At 58.2% G+C, this 14,274-nt stretch carries 18 protein-coding genes; 3 read left to right on the forward strand and 15 right to left on the reverse strand.

Annotated features, from left to right (window positions below; all coding sequences use genetic code 11):
• Nucleotides 1-94: 94 nt before the first annotated feature.
• Together BJD12_RS24625 and BJD12_RS24290 are read left to right on the forward strand one after the other, a co-directional pair.
• On the forward strand, nucleotides 95-268 hold the full coding sequence (locus BJD12_RS24625; protein WP_155616255.1) for a hypothetical protein: 174 nt from the start codon (nucleotides 95-97) through the stop codon (nucleotides 266-268).
• Between the two features lie 92 nt (nucleotides 269-360).
• The gene (locus BJD12_RS24290; protein WP_126936569.1) at nucleotides 361-564 is read left to right on the forward strand and encodes a hypothetical protein; all 204 of its coding nucleotides are present in this window, start codon (nucleotides 361-363) and stop codon (nucleotides 562-564) included.
• Between the two features lie 278 nt (nucleotides 565-842).
• On the opposite strand, the gene BJD12_RS14365 is transcribed toward BJD12_RS24290, so the two are convergent.
• From BJD12_RS14365 to BJD12_RS25360, 14 genes are all read right to left on the reverse strand, one after another.
• Complete coding sequence (locus BJD12_RS14365) at nucleotides 843-1,256, reverse strand: putative quinol monooxygenase (RefSeq protein WP_005994015.1); 414 nt, start codon at nucleotides 1,254-1,256, stop codon at nucleotides 843-845.
• A gap of 417 nt (nucleotides 1,257-1,673) precedes the next feature.
• Nucleotides 1,674-2,012 (reverse strand): YciI family protein, encoded by a 339-nt coding sequence (locus BJD12_RS14370; RefSeq protein WP_039424470.1) that lies wholly within the window; start codon nucleotides 2,010-2,012, stop codon nucleotides 1,674-1,676.
• Nucleotides 2,013-2,105: 93 nt separating this feature from the next.
• The gene (locus BJD12_RS14375) at nucleotides 2,106-2,423 is read right to left on the reverse strand and encodes a hypothetical protein (protein WP_196769979.1); all 318 of its coding nucleotides are present in this window, start codon (nucleotides 2,421-2,423) and stop codon (nucleotides 2,106-2,108) included.
• A gap of 108 nt (nucleotides 2,424-2,531) precedes the next feature.
• Complete coding sequence (locus tag BJD12_RS14380) at nucleotides 2,532-3,014, reverse strand: bleomycin resistance protein (protein WP_005994019.1); 483 nt, start codon at nucleotides 3,012-3,014, stop codon at nucleotides 2,532-2,534.
• A gap of 1,065 nt (nucleotides 3,015-4,079) precedes the next feature.
• A complete protein-coding gene (locus tag BJD12_RS14385; RefSeq protein WP_005994021.1) occupies nucleotides 4,080-4,490 on the reverse strand; it encodes a hypothetical protein in 411 nt (136 codons plus the stop codon).
• A 734-nt stretch (nucleotides 4,491-5,224) separates the two neighbouring features.
• Nucleotides 5,225-5,509, reverse strand: a complete 285-nt coding sequence (locus BJD12_RS14395; protein ID WP_042828739.1) for a DUF6881 domain-containing protein — start codon at nucleotides 5,507-5,509, stop codon at nucleotides 5,225-5,227.
• A gap of 437 nt (nucleotides 5,510-5,946) precedes the next feature.
• The gene (locus BJD12_RS24300; RefSeq protein ID WP_005997800.1) at nucleotides 5,947-6,225 is read right to left on the reverse strand and encodes a hypothetical protein; all 279 of its coding nucleotides are present in this window, start codon (nucleotides 6,223-6,225) and stop codon (nucleotides 5,947-5,949) included.
• 163 nt (nucleotides 6,226-6,388) lie between these two features.
• Nucleotides 6,389-6,673, reverse strand: a complete 285-nt coding sequence (locus tag BJD12_RS14400) for a hypothetical protein (RefSeq protein WP_005997802.1) — start codon at nucleotides 6,671-6,673, stop codon at nucleotides 6,389-6,391.
• Between the two features lie 65 nt (nucleotides 6,674-6,738).
• The gene (locus BJD12_RS14405) at nucleotides 6,739-7,266 is read right to left on the reverse strand and encodes a hypothetical protein (RefSeq protein WP_005992915.1); all 528 of its coding nucleotides are present in this window, start codon (nucleotides 7,264-7,266) and stop codon (nucleotides 6,739-6,741) included.
• 60 nt (nucleotides 7,267-7,326) lie between these two features.
• Entirely contained in the window at nucleotides 7,327-7,917 is a 591-nt protein-coding gene (locus BJD12_RS14410) for a hypothetical protein (RefSeq protein WP_005992917.1), read from the reverse strand.
• Between the two features lie 76 nt (nucleotides 7,918-7,993).
• Nucleotides 7,994-8,422, reverse strand: a complete 429-nt coding sequence (locus BJD12_RS14415) for a hypothetical protein (RefSeq protein WP_005992919.1) — start codon at nucleotides 8,420-8,422, stop codon at nucleotides 7,994-7,996.
• Between the two features lie 62 nt (nucleotides 8,423-8,484).
• Nucleotides 8,485-8,787, reverse strand: coding sequence for a toxin-antitoxin system YwqK family antitoxin (locus BJD12_RS25355; protein ID WP_074059401.1), 303 nt, complete (start codon nucleotides 8,785-8,787; stop codon nucleotides 8,485-8,487).
• A gap of 405 nt (nucleotides 8,788-9,192) precedes the next feature.
• Nucleotides 9,193-9,471 (reverse strand): hypothetical protein, encoded by a 279-nt coding sequence (locus BJD12_RS24310; RefSeq protein ID WP_005992639.1) that lies wholly within the window; start codon nucleotides 9,469-9,471, stop codon nucleotides 9,193-9,195.
• Nucleotides 9,472-9,817: 346 nt separating this feature from the next.
• Nucleotides 9,818-10,159: a carboxypeptidase-like regulatory domain-containing protein gene (locus BJD12_RS25360; protein WP_005992643.1), complete on the reverse strand. Its 342-nt coding sequence runs from the start codon at nucleotides 10,157-10,159 to the stop codon at nucleotides 9,818-9,820.
• A 932-nt stretch (nucleotides 10,160-11,091) separates the two neighbouring features.
• Between BJD12_RS25360 and BJD12_RS14450 the strand changes: the two genes are divergently transcribed.
• Nucleotides 11,092-12,111 carry an integron integrase gene (locus BJD12_RS14450; RefSeq protein ID WP_005994023.1) on the forward strand — a complete coding sequence of 340 codons (1,020 nt, stop codon included), beginning with the start codon at nucleotides 11,092-11,094 and terminating at the stop codon, nucleotides 12,109-12,111.
• Nucleotides 12,112-12,223: 112 nt separating this feature from the next.
• Here the strand turns inward: BJD12_RS14450 and ilvD are convergent, their stop codons facing one another.
• On the reverse strand, nucleotides 12,224-14,062 hold the full coding sequence (ilvD, locus tag BJD12_RS14455; protein ID WP_005994026.1) for a dihydroxy-acid dehydratase: 1,839 nt from the start codon (nucleotides 14,060-14,062) through the stop codon (nucleotides 12,224-12,226).
• Nucleotides 14,063-14,274 lie beyond the last annotated feature (212 nt).

The raw sequence follows: 14,274 nt of genomic DNA on the forward strand, positions 1-14,274 counted from the left end.
CTTCAGTAAGCGACATGAGCGTGGGCAAGGGGACACGATGTCACTGCCCGCGTTACCGGATGCAGCATGCGTACGCGCGCGCGTAGCCGATTGAATGCTGCTGCCGGGTTGCCTCCACGTGCGCGCAGTCAGTAACAACAAGGGCAGGATGGCGAGCGCCTTCATTGGTTGTCCCGTTTTGATCGCTACCGATGTGCCGACTGCCGGTGAAGCGCCGATCATCATTGCTAAAACAGGCGAGCCCTTGTTGCTGCGTTGCAATGCCTGAGCTAAGCAGTGACGCGAAACAGCGTCGGCTTGAAAGGAAGATCAGCCACCTGGGAGGGCCGAGGCAGGAGAGATTTTGTACTGGATCGCGACATGGACAGTGCGGCTTACTGGCCGGAAGGCTTTGGCATCCCTTGCCGCATGGTAAGAATTGGTACGGTGTGTATTTGTATGCCAGCTGCGCTCATCGTATGCATCTCAAATATAGCGGGCTATCAGGTGTATGTGTATTGCACCCTGATGACGGACGAAGCTCCGCTTCTGGAAAGTGATGAAGCGGCGACGGCTTTCACTTGATCGTGTAGCCGAGTGACCGTGTCGTGGCCGAAGTGCGGCCACACGGATCGTCAGGGCTCACGAGTTGCAAATGCTCGCGTCCGACAGTTGATTGAAACCTGGCGTGCTGAGTGTCCGGCAGAAAACATCCGCCGTCGGCCCTCACGAGGCCGTGTCGATATGCTTGGGCTCGTCCGCATCGAAGGCTGGTCTGAAGCAGCCAGTAGAGAAGCCCACAGGGTGCTAGACATGCTCATGGAATGCTAAGCCGACCCGCACGCGGCATCGGCTTGCACGAATCAGTAGGCAGCTGCGTTGGTATCCGTCAGGCCCTGCCCACCGACCGGAATTGTCTCAAAGCGGGCGCCAAAGCCCGCGATGTGCGGCCGGGCCTGCGAGATCGCCTGCTGGACCGCCGGCAGCCGAAGTGACGCGTGATGGCTCTCCTGGCTGTCCCACGCCTCCGTTACCCAAATGCCATCCGCGTCCGTAGGATCGAGTGCCACCACATAGCTGAGGCAGCCAGGCATGCCGCGGGTGCCGGCCAGTAGGGCGGTGACCACCGCGTCACGTTGGCCGGGCGCAACATTGATTTTTCCGATGAGTCCGTACATCTGTTTTCCTGGAGCCTGGGTGGCGTGCAACGGGAGGGCGTAGGTGACGGCCGCTGACGCTGCAGCCAAGATAAACTCGCGGCGACCGTGATCTTTCATGAGCTGCCTAACGCATGAGTTAAGCCGCGCTGCGACGCAACTTCGGCTTGAATGAGCTGTCAGGCCGTGAGTAGACCCAAAGGTTGGATGGTCAACCCATGCTCCCCAGCACTGCCGCCTGAGCCGAGTGTGCCACAGGTTGTGGGACGGAGCTTGCCGAATACGCGGGGGCGCGCGTGATGCCACCGCCGAACACAAAGAGCGCAGCATGGCAACGACGGCAAGGGCGAAGCACCGAACTTGCCGCAACCAACGACGGCGATGACTGCTCCCCGGAGCCGGCCTGCTGCATGGCAGCGAGCCGGCCGAATCCGGACCCATCCATTGGTTCTGCTCCACCATTGCCGAACGTCTGAGTTAAGCCAGAGCACGTTGCGGCCTCGGCTTGAACGCATTAGTCGGCCGCAGTTTGCCAGACTAAGACTGCGGGTCGAAGCTGAAGACACGCAGCTCCTGGTCGCAGCGACAAGCAGATGCGATACGCGCCGCCCAAACGATGGCATCCTCACGCGAAGGCAGCTCAAGCACCGTAAATCCCCCGTTCAACGGCGGAGCCCACGGATACCCGCCCTGTGACGTTTCGCCGCTCGATGAGACCAGGACAGGCGCGACGCTTTCGTCGATTCCACCGCCGAAGACGTAAACACCAGCAATCTTTGCTTCTTCGATGACCGCGTGAGAATCATGAACCACCGCATCCCACTCGCCGTCCGGCACGACCATCGCGGCGCTTGGGAAAGAGATGAGATATTTCACTGCGCTTCCCTCTTTTAAGAACGGCGAGATTGTTGATGTGGGTCCCATCACTGGAGTTGAGCGGCGCTGTGGGCGTCTGCCTTGAACGAGTTGTTAGGCCCTGGGCGTGAGTTGCACACGAAGCAACTGCCACTCTTGCCAACAGTGCTTGGGGTTGATGTCTTTATAACCGCGACGATCTTCGGCGATTTTTGCAGCTTGCTCGGACGAAACCATGACAGTCGCTTTATCTCTTATTGCATTGACCTGCGCTTCCGCTAGAGGCTGACCATATCTCGTTTCGACGGAAAGGAGCGTTGCAGCCAGAGATGGAATGAATTCAATAGTCAGGTGCTGAGGGTTGGGACGTGTTGAAATCTCCGCGTAGCCTCCCACGTCGAGCTCTTTGATCGGATCGATAACAGCCGCCATTGTTGCTCCACTGATTGCCAGTAAAAGTGTTTAAAGCCAGTGCGCATTTTAGGTGCCTAACGCCTGAATTAAGGTGAGCCGCAAAGCGGCTTCGGCTTGAATGAATTGTCAGGCAGCAAGCTCAGTTGAGAACGTGAGCCTGTTGCCATCCGGATCAACAACCTGAATCTCTCGGGTCTTCCATGCTGTGTTGAATGGCGGTGGAGTCTGGGCGAGCCCAGCTGCTTTAAATGCCGAGTAGCACGCGTCCACATCCGGAACCATAAAGTGGATAGCACCGCCAACTTGGCAATCGTCTGCGTGCTCGGTCAGGAAGATGGACTGGCCCTCTCGGGTGAGTTGCGCAAAGACAGGAAATCCTGGCTCATGCCGATACTCAAAGTCGATAGTGAACCCAAGTCCTTGGGTGTAGAACGGGAAGCTTGAAGTTGCGTCAGTTACCCGGAGAACGGGAATCACGGTTTGGGTCACGACACTCTCTCCTTGCTGCCCAACGCCTGAAATGCCGACGTGCGAAGCAGGTTCGGCTTGAATGAATTTTTTGGCCCCGACTGAGGCCTCTCGCAGGGAAGTATCCCAAAGGACGAACATGTCTGTCTCAGGCGACCGCAGAGGAAGCAACGGAGTCGGGTCAATGTACCAACGATGAAAGACCACCAACAGTTGCCGGACGGAGCCAGCACTCACCGGATAGGTTAGCTCCAGATCTAAAGTACTGAGCGTGCCGCGAACGTCTTTGTATTCGGGTAGCGAGTACAGCCAACCAAAAACTGATCCTCATCCTCAGAGCAAAAGAATGTTGGACCTCGAAAGGAAATGATCATGGGGCCTAACGCCTGCATTAAGCCGACACGCGAAACGAGTTCGGCTTGAATGAATCGTTAGGCACCATACTGCGGTGCCTCCGCCCCCCACGCAATCCCTTTGGCACTCACCTCCAGCCCAGCATAGTGTTTGACCTGAGTTCGTGGGAGCGATGAGGTCTCGTACTCGATGATCTCGTAGTCCCGGCCGCAAGTCCGCCAGCTTTGACAAGGCGCGAGGTGGGATGTTTGCCCAGGGAATGGCAGACAGTCGCTCCAGCTCGGTCCAGGCATCGGGGAGAGTTCCGAACTCACCCATCGACTCGGCGTGACTCTGGTCTTCGACGACGAAGATCTTTGGCATGATGCCTAACGCCTGAATTAAGCCGAGCCGCGAAGCGGCTTCGGCTTGAATGAATTGTTAGAGGGCAGCCGTGAGCTTAGTAGCCATGTGAGTACTGGCAAAACCAGCGCGAACCTTATGAGATCTACCGCGCCCGATATGGCGACCGTAGTACCCACATATCTTGGGAAGATGACAGCCTGCAGGGTAGGGGCTACTAACCCGCAAAGCGCAATGAGTAGCGCAGCTAGCATCGGTTGTCTGAGGCGGACTAAGCGTGACCGCAGGAGCATCGCAATGGGCAGGGAGATTGCCACTAGGATGACCGTGTTTGCTAGGTGTAGCACAACAAAGAGAGTTAATAAGCTGGATGGGCGAGTTGCCGGCAGCAGCCAAGCAGACCAAGGTAGCGCTACTTTGCCTTTAACGTAGTACCCGAATGATCCGAGTGCTATGACGGACAGGAATCGCACGAACCTTTGATGCATGTCCTGCCCTCTAACGCTTGAATTAAGCTGCGTTGCGAAGCAACTTCGGTTTGAATGAGTTGTTAGGTGCGAAGGCCCGTGCACTCGACCACAGCAGCATGACTAAAGCGAACAGGTTGAGGCCAAGCTCTCCGCTGCTGAGCCAACCAATCGAAATGTTGAGGTTGAATCCGAGAGTGAACGACCATTGGATGGTTGAGGTGAGCACGTGTACAAGTTGCACAAGAAAGAACGCAATGGCTAAGTAGGCCGCCCAGCGGCGTCGCTTGAGCCAGCCGATGCCGGCAGCAATGCCAATTGCAGCGAGCGCTAGGTTTGCGGCAAGGAATGCCGCAGGAAAGCCAATCTGGGAAGCAACCCAAAAAGTCCAGAGAATTCCGAGCGAGCCGTGAACCAGCATGATCCCTGCAATGATCTTGTCTTGCATGGCCATCAGTGAAAGCTCCCCTCGCGCCTAACGCTTGAATTAAGCCGAGTTGCGAAGTAACTTCGGCTTGAATGAGTTGTTAGGCAGTGAGTGGCCGCAAAGGTTGATGGTGCAACCCTGCTCCCCAGCACAGCCGCCTAGACCGAGTGTGCCACACCTCACGGGTTGGAGCTTGCCAAGCGATTCAGCAGCGCGTGATGCCACCGAAGCCAAGTGCTACGAGCGCAGCGCGGCAACGACGGCTAAGGGCGAAGCACCGAACTTGCCCCACAAATAACGGCGATGGCTGCTGCCTGGAGCCGACAGCATGCACGCCAGCGAACTTACCGAAGCAGCAACCACCAACGCATTTGCTCCACCAATGCCTAACACCTGAATTGAGCCGAGCCGCGAAGCGGCTTCGGCTTGAATGGATTGTTAGGCCGCGGGTGACGCATTACCGGCCTCCAAATTGACACAGACTACCAGCGGGCCATCAAACGTAGCCTCGCTTATCACCGACTCAAACACGGCGACCCAGTTAACGGGTGTTTTGCCCCTGCGCTCCGCGGAGAAACTGTCCGGCAAAACCTCAAGTAGTTTCCCTCAATGCCTTCAGTCGCGGCGTATGCCAGAGCTATTCGCTCAACAGCGGCGGCGGCCTGAGATTGCGACATTCTTCTGATGTTGTCGGTCATGATGGGGACGTGGCCTAACGCCTGAGTTAAGCGGCGGCGAAGCCGTCCGCCTTGAACGAATTGTTAGACACGTCGCGATACATGCTCGTGCCAAATTTGCTCGAATGCCTTGCCGGATATGGGGATGCCGGAGAACTCGGGCGATGCATTGATCTCTGTCAAGGGTGGAACTGGCAACTCACCAAGCTCGGTGCCCTCAGAGTGCTGGCCGATGAATGCGAAGCCGACCGCCCCGCTGCGGAAAAACTCAAGCTTACGGACTTCATAGCGCTGAGCATCCAACTCGGAGACGAGACGAATGGGATCTTGATGCTCTTCGTGGTGCCAAATTACGTCTATGTATTCCATAGCGTCTAACACCTGAGTTAAGCCGCGCCGCGAAGCGGTGTGGGCTTGGACGAATTGTTAGCCCTCACCCTATGAACGGGTAAGGCGCGCAAGCATAACCTCGGCCATATATGACGATGCCCTATTGTTGGAGGCTGCTAGCTCATTCTCATAGTCGTACGGCAGATCCTCTACTCCATGAACTATCGACCAGAGCACGCCAGCGCCATCATCGGTTGGGAAGCGCTCGAAAACTCCGAATAGGACCGGCAACGCCTCACGCGCAAGAGGGCCATGTGCCCAAAGCTCTGCCAAGAGGGTATCCAGAGGCCGCCATAAGCCGTCTGTCGGAGTAAACGCTTGGATATCCTTCAGTACTTCAGAAGCTGGACGGCTCATGTGCGGGCTAACGCCTGAATTAGGCCGACCCGCGAAGCGGGTCCGGCTTGAATGAATTGTTAGGCCGCTGGCTCGGAAAAGCCAAGTCCAGCGACCACGAATGCAACAGCTTGCTCAACATTGCTCGCAGTGAGCCGATCAGGAGACCCCGAACGTTCAAACAAGAACGGGCAAGATCCCGAACAGGACTCAAGCTGCACCTCAATGTCAGTAGCCGGATGGCGGAAGAACCACAAACCGTCATCGTCACTCTCGGGATGTAAGACAGTAAGCTGCGCTGCCGACATGTTCGGATGTGTCAGATGCAGCTGAGCAATGATTGCATCAATGTCGCGCACCTTATCTCCTGCGGCCTAACCTTTGATATGAGAGGCGTCGTCCGGCTTGCCGACGACGTCCGCTCGACGGAAGGGTTGGGCGTCTGTTTCGCGTGCCACTGCCCTCGTGGCATGGCGTGAGCGCTCTCGAACGAAGACAACAGCAGAGAACCTGCGACTCCGTTTATAGGTTGTCCTGAAGTGGCAACCAGAGAATGCTGAACGCGTAGTCGCGCGCTTCCATTTCATTGATCGCGTCGTAGACCTCGTATTGATCATTCAGCAGTAGAGATTTCCACGAAGTGCGTGGGTTCTCGAATGCCTCCGCCAACTCCGCTTTGAACCCTTCGAATCCTGGAGAGCGTGTGACTAACCGTTCGTAGAGTCTCTTGCTTACCTCAAGCGACAAGCCGTCTTCGGCGTTGAAGGCTGTCTTGAGGACGGACGAAATTCGCGAGTATTGCTTCATGGGCTAGAGACGCCTAACGCTTGAATTAAGCGGCGCCGCGAAGCGGCGTCGGCTTGAATGAATTGTTAGGTGCCCGGCCAAGCTGTAGCCCGGTTACCTGATGCGTCACGATACCCGAGATATACATGCGCGAACGTGCCAGAGATATCAGGACTGCCCAGCTCAGCCCAAGCCTCATTGATCTCGCGGATTGTGTCGTCATCGAGCCAAGGTGATTCGATACCGACAACAAGTATGCCTGGGCCGTACTGAGCAATGCTGGCGGAGTACGTGGTCTTGCCGGCTTTGTCCAGAACGGATTTGCAAAAGGCACCCGCAAGCTGAGCGTCTGGCTCAAAATACCCACGTTGCTCCATAGGGCGATGGACTACATCTGCTGCATAGGTGGTCAAGTCCCTTGCCCAATCCCTCGAGAAGAAGGCGTCAGTGTGCTCCATCCATGTTGTGGTAGACCCATCCGACAAAATCGCGTCAGGCGGGTCGGGGCGAGCGACAATTTTCAGCACGGAGCCATGCAATCGATTGTGCTCCGCCAAGGCAGCGTTAAGGACTGCAAGCTCATGTCTTTCTTTGACGTTCGCGACAGTGTTCAAAAGGGCACCTAACGCCTGAATTAAGCCGACCCGCGAAGCGGGTTCGGCTTGAATGAACTATTAGGGCCCACTTACTTTGGCCCTGAAGCGACGCCATGCCGCGTTTAGATTGAGGCCGATACCCCATAAGTTGGGCTTTAGCTCCAAGATGTCCTCGCGCGCCACCAAGGCCATGGGCGGACCAGACAGAAGATAGGCCTTGGCTAGCTGATCAACTTGATCACACGCGGCTTGCGCTTTGCCCGAGACGTTCCGTGGGGTGACAGTGTCCGGAAATCCATTGCCTCGTAGAAGCTGGTCCGTACGAGCGATCTCTGTATAGCTCTTTCTGATGAAGTCGTGAACTAGCAGGCGCGCTTCATCAATGTAAGCAGCTGGGTCAAGACGATTAGCCTTGCAGTGCTCCGATACCCATTTGAGATTCTCGGATGCGGCGTGGATCATGAATGGCTCAAAGAAACCGGACCAATAGACAAGCGGGACAGAACCCGCGTACTTGACCCCATGAATTGAAACAACCGAACCATCCTGCTTTGTTGTCTCAACACCCTTCTGTGCGTTGAAGAACCGCCACTTCATGATTCTTTCGCTCGTCGGGCGAGAGAGCTCATTGAGCTTGGCTTCGGTGAGTGGATAAAGTTCAGTTGCCATGTTGCTTGCGGTGGGCCCTAACGCCTGAATTAAGCCGACCCGCGAAGCGGGTTCGGCTTGAATGAATTGTTAGGGCTCACTGCCACTCCGACTTGAAGTTAACGCCCCGGACCTTGGCATTTGCCTGCTCGATCTCGTTCTTTAGTTGAGTCTGACTAGTCTGGTCAATTGGCAGCGCCAGCGGGACCTTAAACGCGATGCGGTTAGACGTAAAATTTGAGTTGGCTGACTTGCCACCAGCGCCGAGTTTGGCAAAGGAGGCAACACTGAGGCCCGCCTCTGCGTTAGTGCCGGTGCTCTGGGAGACCTCTACTGCTACGTCAAAGTCAACGAGAAAGACATGGTGCATGTCATTCACCGTAGCGAAGTACGCGCCGCTAGTCTGCGATGTTCCGAGAGTCGCGGGATTGACGATGCCACCGAGATCGCTCACAGATTTCTGAGCGTCATGCACGCCGCGCGCGATCTGGATGAGAGTCGTTTTTATGAAGTCGTCGAGTTGCATGGTGTGAGCCCTAACACCTGAATTAAGCCGAGCCGCGAAGCGGCTTCGGCTTGAATGAATTGTTAGGCCGCGTCGGACGGCTCGGGCGACCCGTCCGATGACCAGTAACGCCAAACGCCAATCTCAACACCATTTGCATAGGAACCCTCCGCCGCAAGCTGTCCATTGGAATGGTAGTCCCGCCATAGCCCGCACTCTTGGCCGTGCTCATAGTTGCCCTCGGACGCAAGCGAGCCATCTCCGTGATATGCACAGAATAAGCCATGCCGTAACCAAGCAGAGCCATCTGCCGACAAGTAGCGCATATACCGTAAGCGAACCACGCCTGACGGATATGGAATCTCAGCTATGTGGAGATCTGTCATAGCGGCCTAACGCTTGAATTAAGCCGAGTTGCGAAGCAACTTCGGCTTGAATGAGTTGTTAGGCAGTGAGTGGTCACAAAGGTTGGATGGTGCAACCATGCTCCCCAGCACTGCCGCCTGGACCGAGTGTGCCACAGCTTGCAGGATGGAGCTTGCCCAGCGAGGCTGCGGTGCGTGATGCCACCGAAGACAAACGCAAGGAGCGCAGCGTAGCAATGACGAACAAGCGCGAAGCACCAAACTTACCGCAACCAGCATCGGTGATGACGGCTTCCCGGAGCCGACTACCTGCACGCCAACGAGTCCACCGAAGCCGAACTCACCAACTGATTTGCTCCACCACGGCCTAACGCCTGAATTAAGCCGCGCCGCGAGGCGGCGTCGGCTTGAATGAATTGTTAGGCCTCATGCCTTAGTCCGCCAGTAAACGCCCTTCGGATCCGAGACTGCAAGATAGCCCCATCTTGAATCCCGTTCTATCGTTCCGTCAAAAACGATCTCGACTGGGTCTCCTCCATCAGGAGTGTCATCACCGCCGTTGAAGATAAACGGCATTCCAACTGCCTGCTCTGGAGTGAGCCCAAGGCGTGCCAGATCTTCTATTGAGCCGCTGGCCAAAGCGTAGCCATTTTCAGTCATGCGTGCGTTCAAATCGCAGAAGATATCTGGGAGAGCTGGCTTCATGAGGACTAACGCTTGAATTAAGCCGAGTTGCGAAGCAACTTCGGCTTGAATGAGTTGTTAGGGCCGCACGCCATGCAATGAGCACAGGACGCTTTGGCCGGATTGTGTATGGACATACTCTGCTACCGGACCATGTGGATCATTGTCCTCAGCATACTGGATGAGGCCATCTGCGCGGTGCTTGAGAACAAAGCGATGCTTCAACTGTACGCAGAGTGCGCCTGGGCGAGGCCAAATTGCATCGACTTGGCTGATGACATTTCCAGCCCAAATCTCGGCGAGGACGATGTCTTTCAGCTCTTGAGCAAGTGTGCCTGGAATTTCCATTGCGGGCCTAACGCCTGAATTAAGCCGCGCCGCGAAGCGGTGTCGGCTTGAATGAATTGTTAGGGGCAGCTCCGTGAAAGCTCGGCATACCGGTCCGAGAAATCTCGATAACCTTAAATGAGCTCTCACCCGAGCTGCCCTCCGGCACGAGTGTAACCGTTGCCTGGTAAGAGCCGGGTACGGCCTCAGTGGCAATGGGTTTGTAACCAGGGGCCGAGACGTGAAACTCAAATGGGAGTGCATCAGCGCCCCCCAGTGAGTAGCAGCCCGACCGAGCCGTGCGGGTCTCGTAGTGGTACAGGCGAACGGCGGCGTTGTGGATAGGCTGGTGCGACACCGCGTCAGTCGTTACTCCCGTCATGTAGGTGCCGCGATGGCACGGCGTGAAATAGCAGCAGCCGCTGAGAAGTAACGGAGTGCTTAGAAGAAAAATCCTTGAGATCAATGATTTCACTAGCGGCCCCTAACGCTTGAATTAAGCCGAGTTGCGAAGCAACTTCGGCTTGAATGAGTTGTTAGGGCCGCACGCCATGCAATGAGCACAGGACGCTTTGGCCGGATTGTGTATGGACATACTCTGCTACCGGACCATGTGGATCATTGTCCTCAGCATACTGGATGAGGCCATCTGCGCGGTGCTTGAGAACAAAGCGATGCTTCAACTGTACGCAGAGTGCGCCTGGGCGAGGCCAAATTGCATCGACTTGGCTGATGACATTTCCAGCCCAAATCTCGGCGAGGACGATGTCTTTCAGCTCTTGAGCAAGTGTGCCTGGAATTTCCATTGCGGGCCTAACGCTTGAATTAAGCCGAGTTGCGAAGTAACTTCGGCTTGAATGAGTTGTTAGGCAGTGAGTGGCCGCAAAGGTTGATGGTGCAACCCTGCTCCCCAGCACAGCCGCCTAGACCGAGTGTGCCACACCTCACGGGTTGGAGCTTGCCAAGCGATTCAGCAGCGCGTGATGCCACCGAAGCCAAGTGCTACGAGCGCAGCGCGGCAACGACGGCTAAGGGCGAAGCACCGAACTTGCCCCACAAATAACGGCGATGGCTGCTGCCTGGAGCCGACAGCATGCACGCCAGCGAACTTACCGAAGCAGCAACCACCAACGCATTTGCTCCACCAATGCCTAACTTCTATTGGACCGCCTAAACGCGGTGTTGCACCTAGTATCCGCAATCGGCGGGCGCGTGGGAATAGGTTCTTCCTATCTAATATCAGTCGCTTACCTGATAGCCGGGGCCACGCCCGGCGTCGATGCTGGTGGTGTTATCCCACTGTTGAGCAGGCGTATGAATTACACCCAGAAAGATGGAGGTGTAACAGCCCGATCGGGGCCGAAGTTGTTGGATCAGGTGCGCGATCGGCTGCGGGTTCGGCACTACAGCCTGCGTACCGAGCAGGCCTATCTGAGCTGGATACGCCGCTTCATTCTGGCCAGCGGCAGGCGCCATCCGGCCCAAATGGGGCAGGCGGAAGTCGAGGCGTTCCTCACACGGCTCGCAACCGATGGGCAGGTGTCCGCGGGAACGCAGAACCAGGCGTTGGCGGCGCTGTTGTTTCTCTACCGCGAGGTGCTGCGCATCGAGCTGCCGTGGATGGAAAACCTGGTGCGCGCCAAGCGGCCCCGGCGCATCCCGGTGGTGCTTTCGCGTGAGGAAGTTGCACGCCTGCTCGCCGCGCTGGAGGGGCCGTGCTGGTTGATGGCCAGCCTGCTCTACGGCAGCGGCATGCGTCTGCTGGAATGCCTGCGGCTGCGCATCAAGGACGTGGACGACGCGCGTGGCGAGATCGTGGTACGCGATGGCAAAGGCGGTAAGGATCGGCGGGTGCCGCTTCCACGCAGCCTGAAAGAGGTGCTACAGCGGCAACGCGAACGGGCATTGCTGCTGCATGCGGCTGATCTGGCGGCCGGCACAGGACGGGTCTTCCTGCCGCATGCCCTGGCACGCAAATATCCCAATGCCGGCGCCGAACCGGGATGGCAGTACCTGTTTCCGTCTGCGCGCCAGTCGCGGGATCCGCGCAGTGGTCGGGTCGGTCGCCATCACGTGTCCGAGGAAGTCCTGCAGCGTGCAGTGCAGATGGCGCGCCGGCATGCCGGCATCGTCAAGCCGGCCACCTGCCACACGTTGAGGCATTCGTTCGCGACGCATTTGCTGGAGGCGGGCCACGACATCCGCACGGTGCAGGAGCTATTGGGTCACAAGGATGTGGCCACCACGCAGATCTATACGCATGTGTTGGGCTGCGGTGCGTCTGCGGTGCGTAGTCCACTTGATAGGCTCGGCCTCACCGGGAGTGACGCGTAAGGCCAAGCCGGCGGTGGATGCGCGGTCTTGGGGCGCAGGTGCTGCTCCGTTGCCGAAGCGTTTCCCTGTAGACGGCGATAGAACCGACGCCGGTGAAATTCGCCCGAATGCCTCAGCCGTCCAGCAGCGCCTTGTCGCGCACTGCGCCCTTGTCCGCGCTAGTCGCCAACAACGCATATGCCTTCAACGCTGTGGTGACCTTACGCGGACGCACCTCCACCGGTTTCCAGCCCTGGGCATCTTGCTCTGCACGACGCAGGGCAAGTTCTTCGTCCGAAATCAGCAGGTTGATCGAACGATTCGGGATGTCGATCAGGATCTTGTCGCCACCGCGCACCAGGCCGATCGCCCCGCCTGCCGCCGCTTCCGGTGAAGTATGGCCAATCGACAGACCCGAGGTGCCGCCGGAGAAGCGGCCATCGGTGAGCAGGGCACATTGCTTGCCCAGGCCCTTGGATTTGAGATAGCTGGTGGGGTACAGCATTTCCTGCATGCCGGGGCCGCCCTTGGGGCCTTCGTAGCGGATCACGACGATGTCGCCGGCTTTTACTTCGTCGGCAAGGATGCCCTTGACCGCCGAATCCTGGCTCTCGAACACGCGGGCGTTGCCTTCGAAGACATGGATGGATTCGTCCACGCCCGCGGTCTTCACCACGCAGCCGTCGCGTGCGATGTTGCCGTAGAGCACGGCCAGGCCGCCTTCCTGCGAGAACGCGTGGGCGACATCGCGGATGCAGCCCTCGCTGCGGTCGGTATCCAGGCTGTCCCAGCGCGTGGCCTGGCTGAAGGCGATCTGCGTGGGAATGCCGGCCGGGCCGGCCTTGTAGAACGTATGCACCTTGTCATCGCCGGTCTGGGTGACGTCCCATTGCGCGATGGCATCGGCCAGGCTGCGTGCGTGCACCGTGGCGGCGTTGGTATGCAGTAAACCGCCGCGTGCCAGCTCGCCAAGAATGGCCATGATGCCGCCGGCGCGATGCACGTCCTCGATGTGGTACTTGGGCGTGTTCGGCGCCACCTTGCACAGCTGCGGCACGCGCTTGGACAGGCGGTCGATGTCGCGCATGCCGAACGGCACCTCGCCTTCCTGCGCGGCGGCGAGCAGATGCAGGATGGTGTTGGTCGAGCCACCCATGGCGATATCCAGCGTCATCGCATTTTCGAAGGCTTCGAAGGTGGCGATGCCGCGCGGCAATGCGGTGGGATCTTCGCCGCCATACCAGCGGTGGCACAGTTCCACCGCGACACGGCCGGCACGCAGGAATAGTTGTTCGCGGTCGGCATGCGTGGCCACCACGGTGCCGTTGCCGGGCAGCGACAGGCCCAGCGCTTCGGTCAGGCAGTTCATCGAGTTGGCGGTGAACATGCCAGAGCACGAACCGCAGGTGGGACAGGCGCTGCGCTCGAACTCGGCCACCTTTTCGTCGGAGGCGCTGTCGTCGGCGGCGATCACCATCGCATCGATCAGATCGAGCTTATGTTCGGCCAGCTTGGTCTTGCCGGCTTCCATCGGCCCGCCAGAGACGAACACGGTGGGGATATTCAGCCGCAGCGCGGCCATCAACATGCCGGGGGTGATCTTGTCGCAATTGGAAATGCACACCAGCGCGTCGGCGCAATGCGCGTTGACCATGTATTCGACCGAGTCGGCGATGATCTCGCGGCTGGGCAGCGAATACAGCATGCCGTCATGGCCCATCGCGATGCCGTCGTCCACGGCGATGGTGTCGAACTCCTTGGCCACGCCGCCAACGCGCTCGATCTCGCGCGCGACCAGCTGACCGAGATCCTTCAGGTGCACATGCCCGGGCACGAACTGGGTGAAGGAATTGGCGATGGCGATGATGGGCTTGTGGAAGTCGCCATCCTGCATGCCAGTGGCGCGCCACAGTGCGCGTGCGCCAGCCATGTTGCGGCCGTGGGTGGAGGTCTTGGAGCGGTATTCGGGCATGGCGATATCGACGACTGATCAGCGAGCGGTGGCTGGCAATTAGAGCGCGTCGCGACTGTTGCTGCTGCAACCGTCCCGGCGCGTTCTGGTGATCGGTCACGGTAGCACGCAGGTGCGGGCAGGAGCGCGGCACAGGCGAGCTGGAGACGGCGAACGCGCGGCCAGGCGGACGTATGCGGCTACCCGAACCGTGTCCATTGATGCGAAGCGAA

This window comes from Xanthomonas vesicatoria ATCC 35937 (assembly GCF_001908725.1).
GTDB classification, from domain to species: Bacteria; Pseudomonadota; Gammaproteobacteria; order Xanthomonadales; family Xanthomonadaceae; genus Xanthomonas; species Xanthomonas vesicatoria.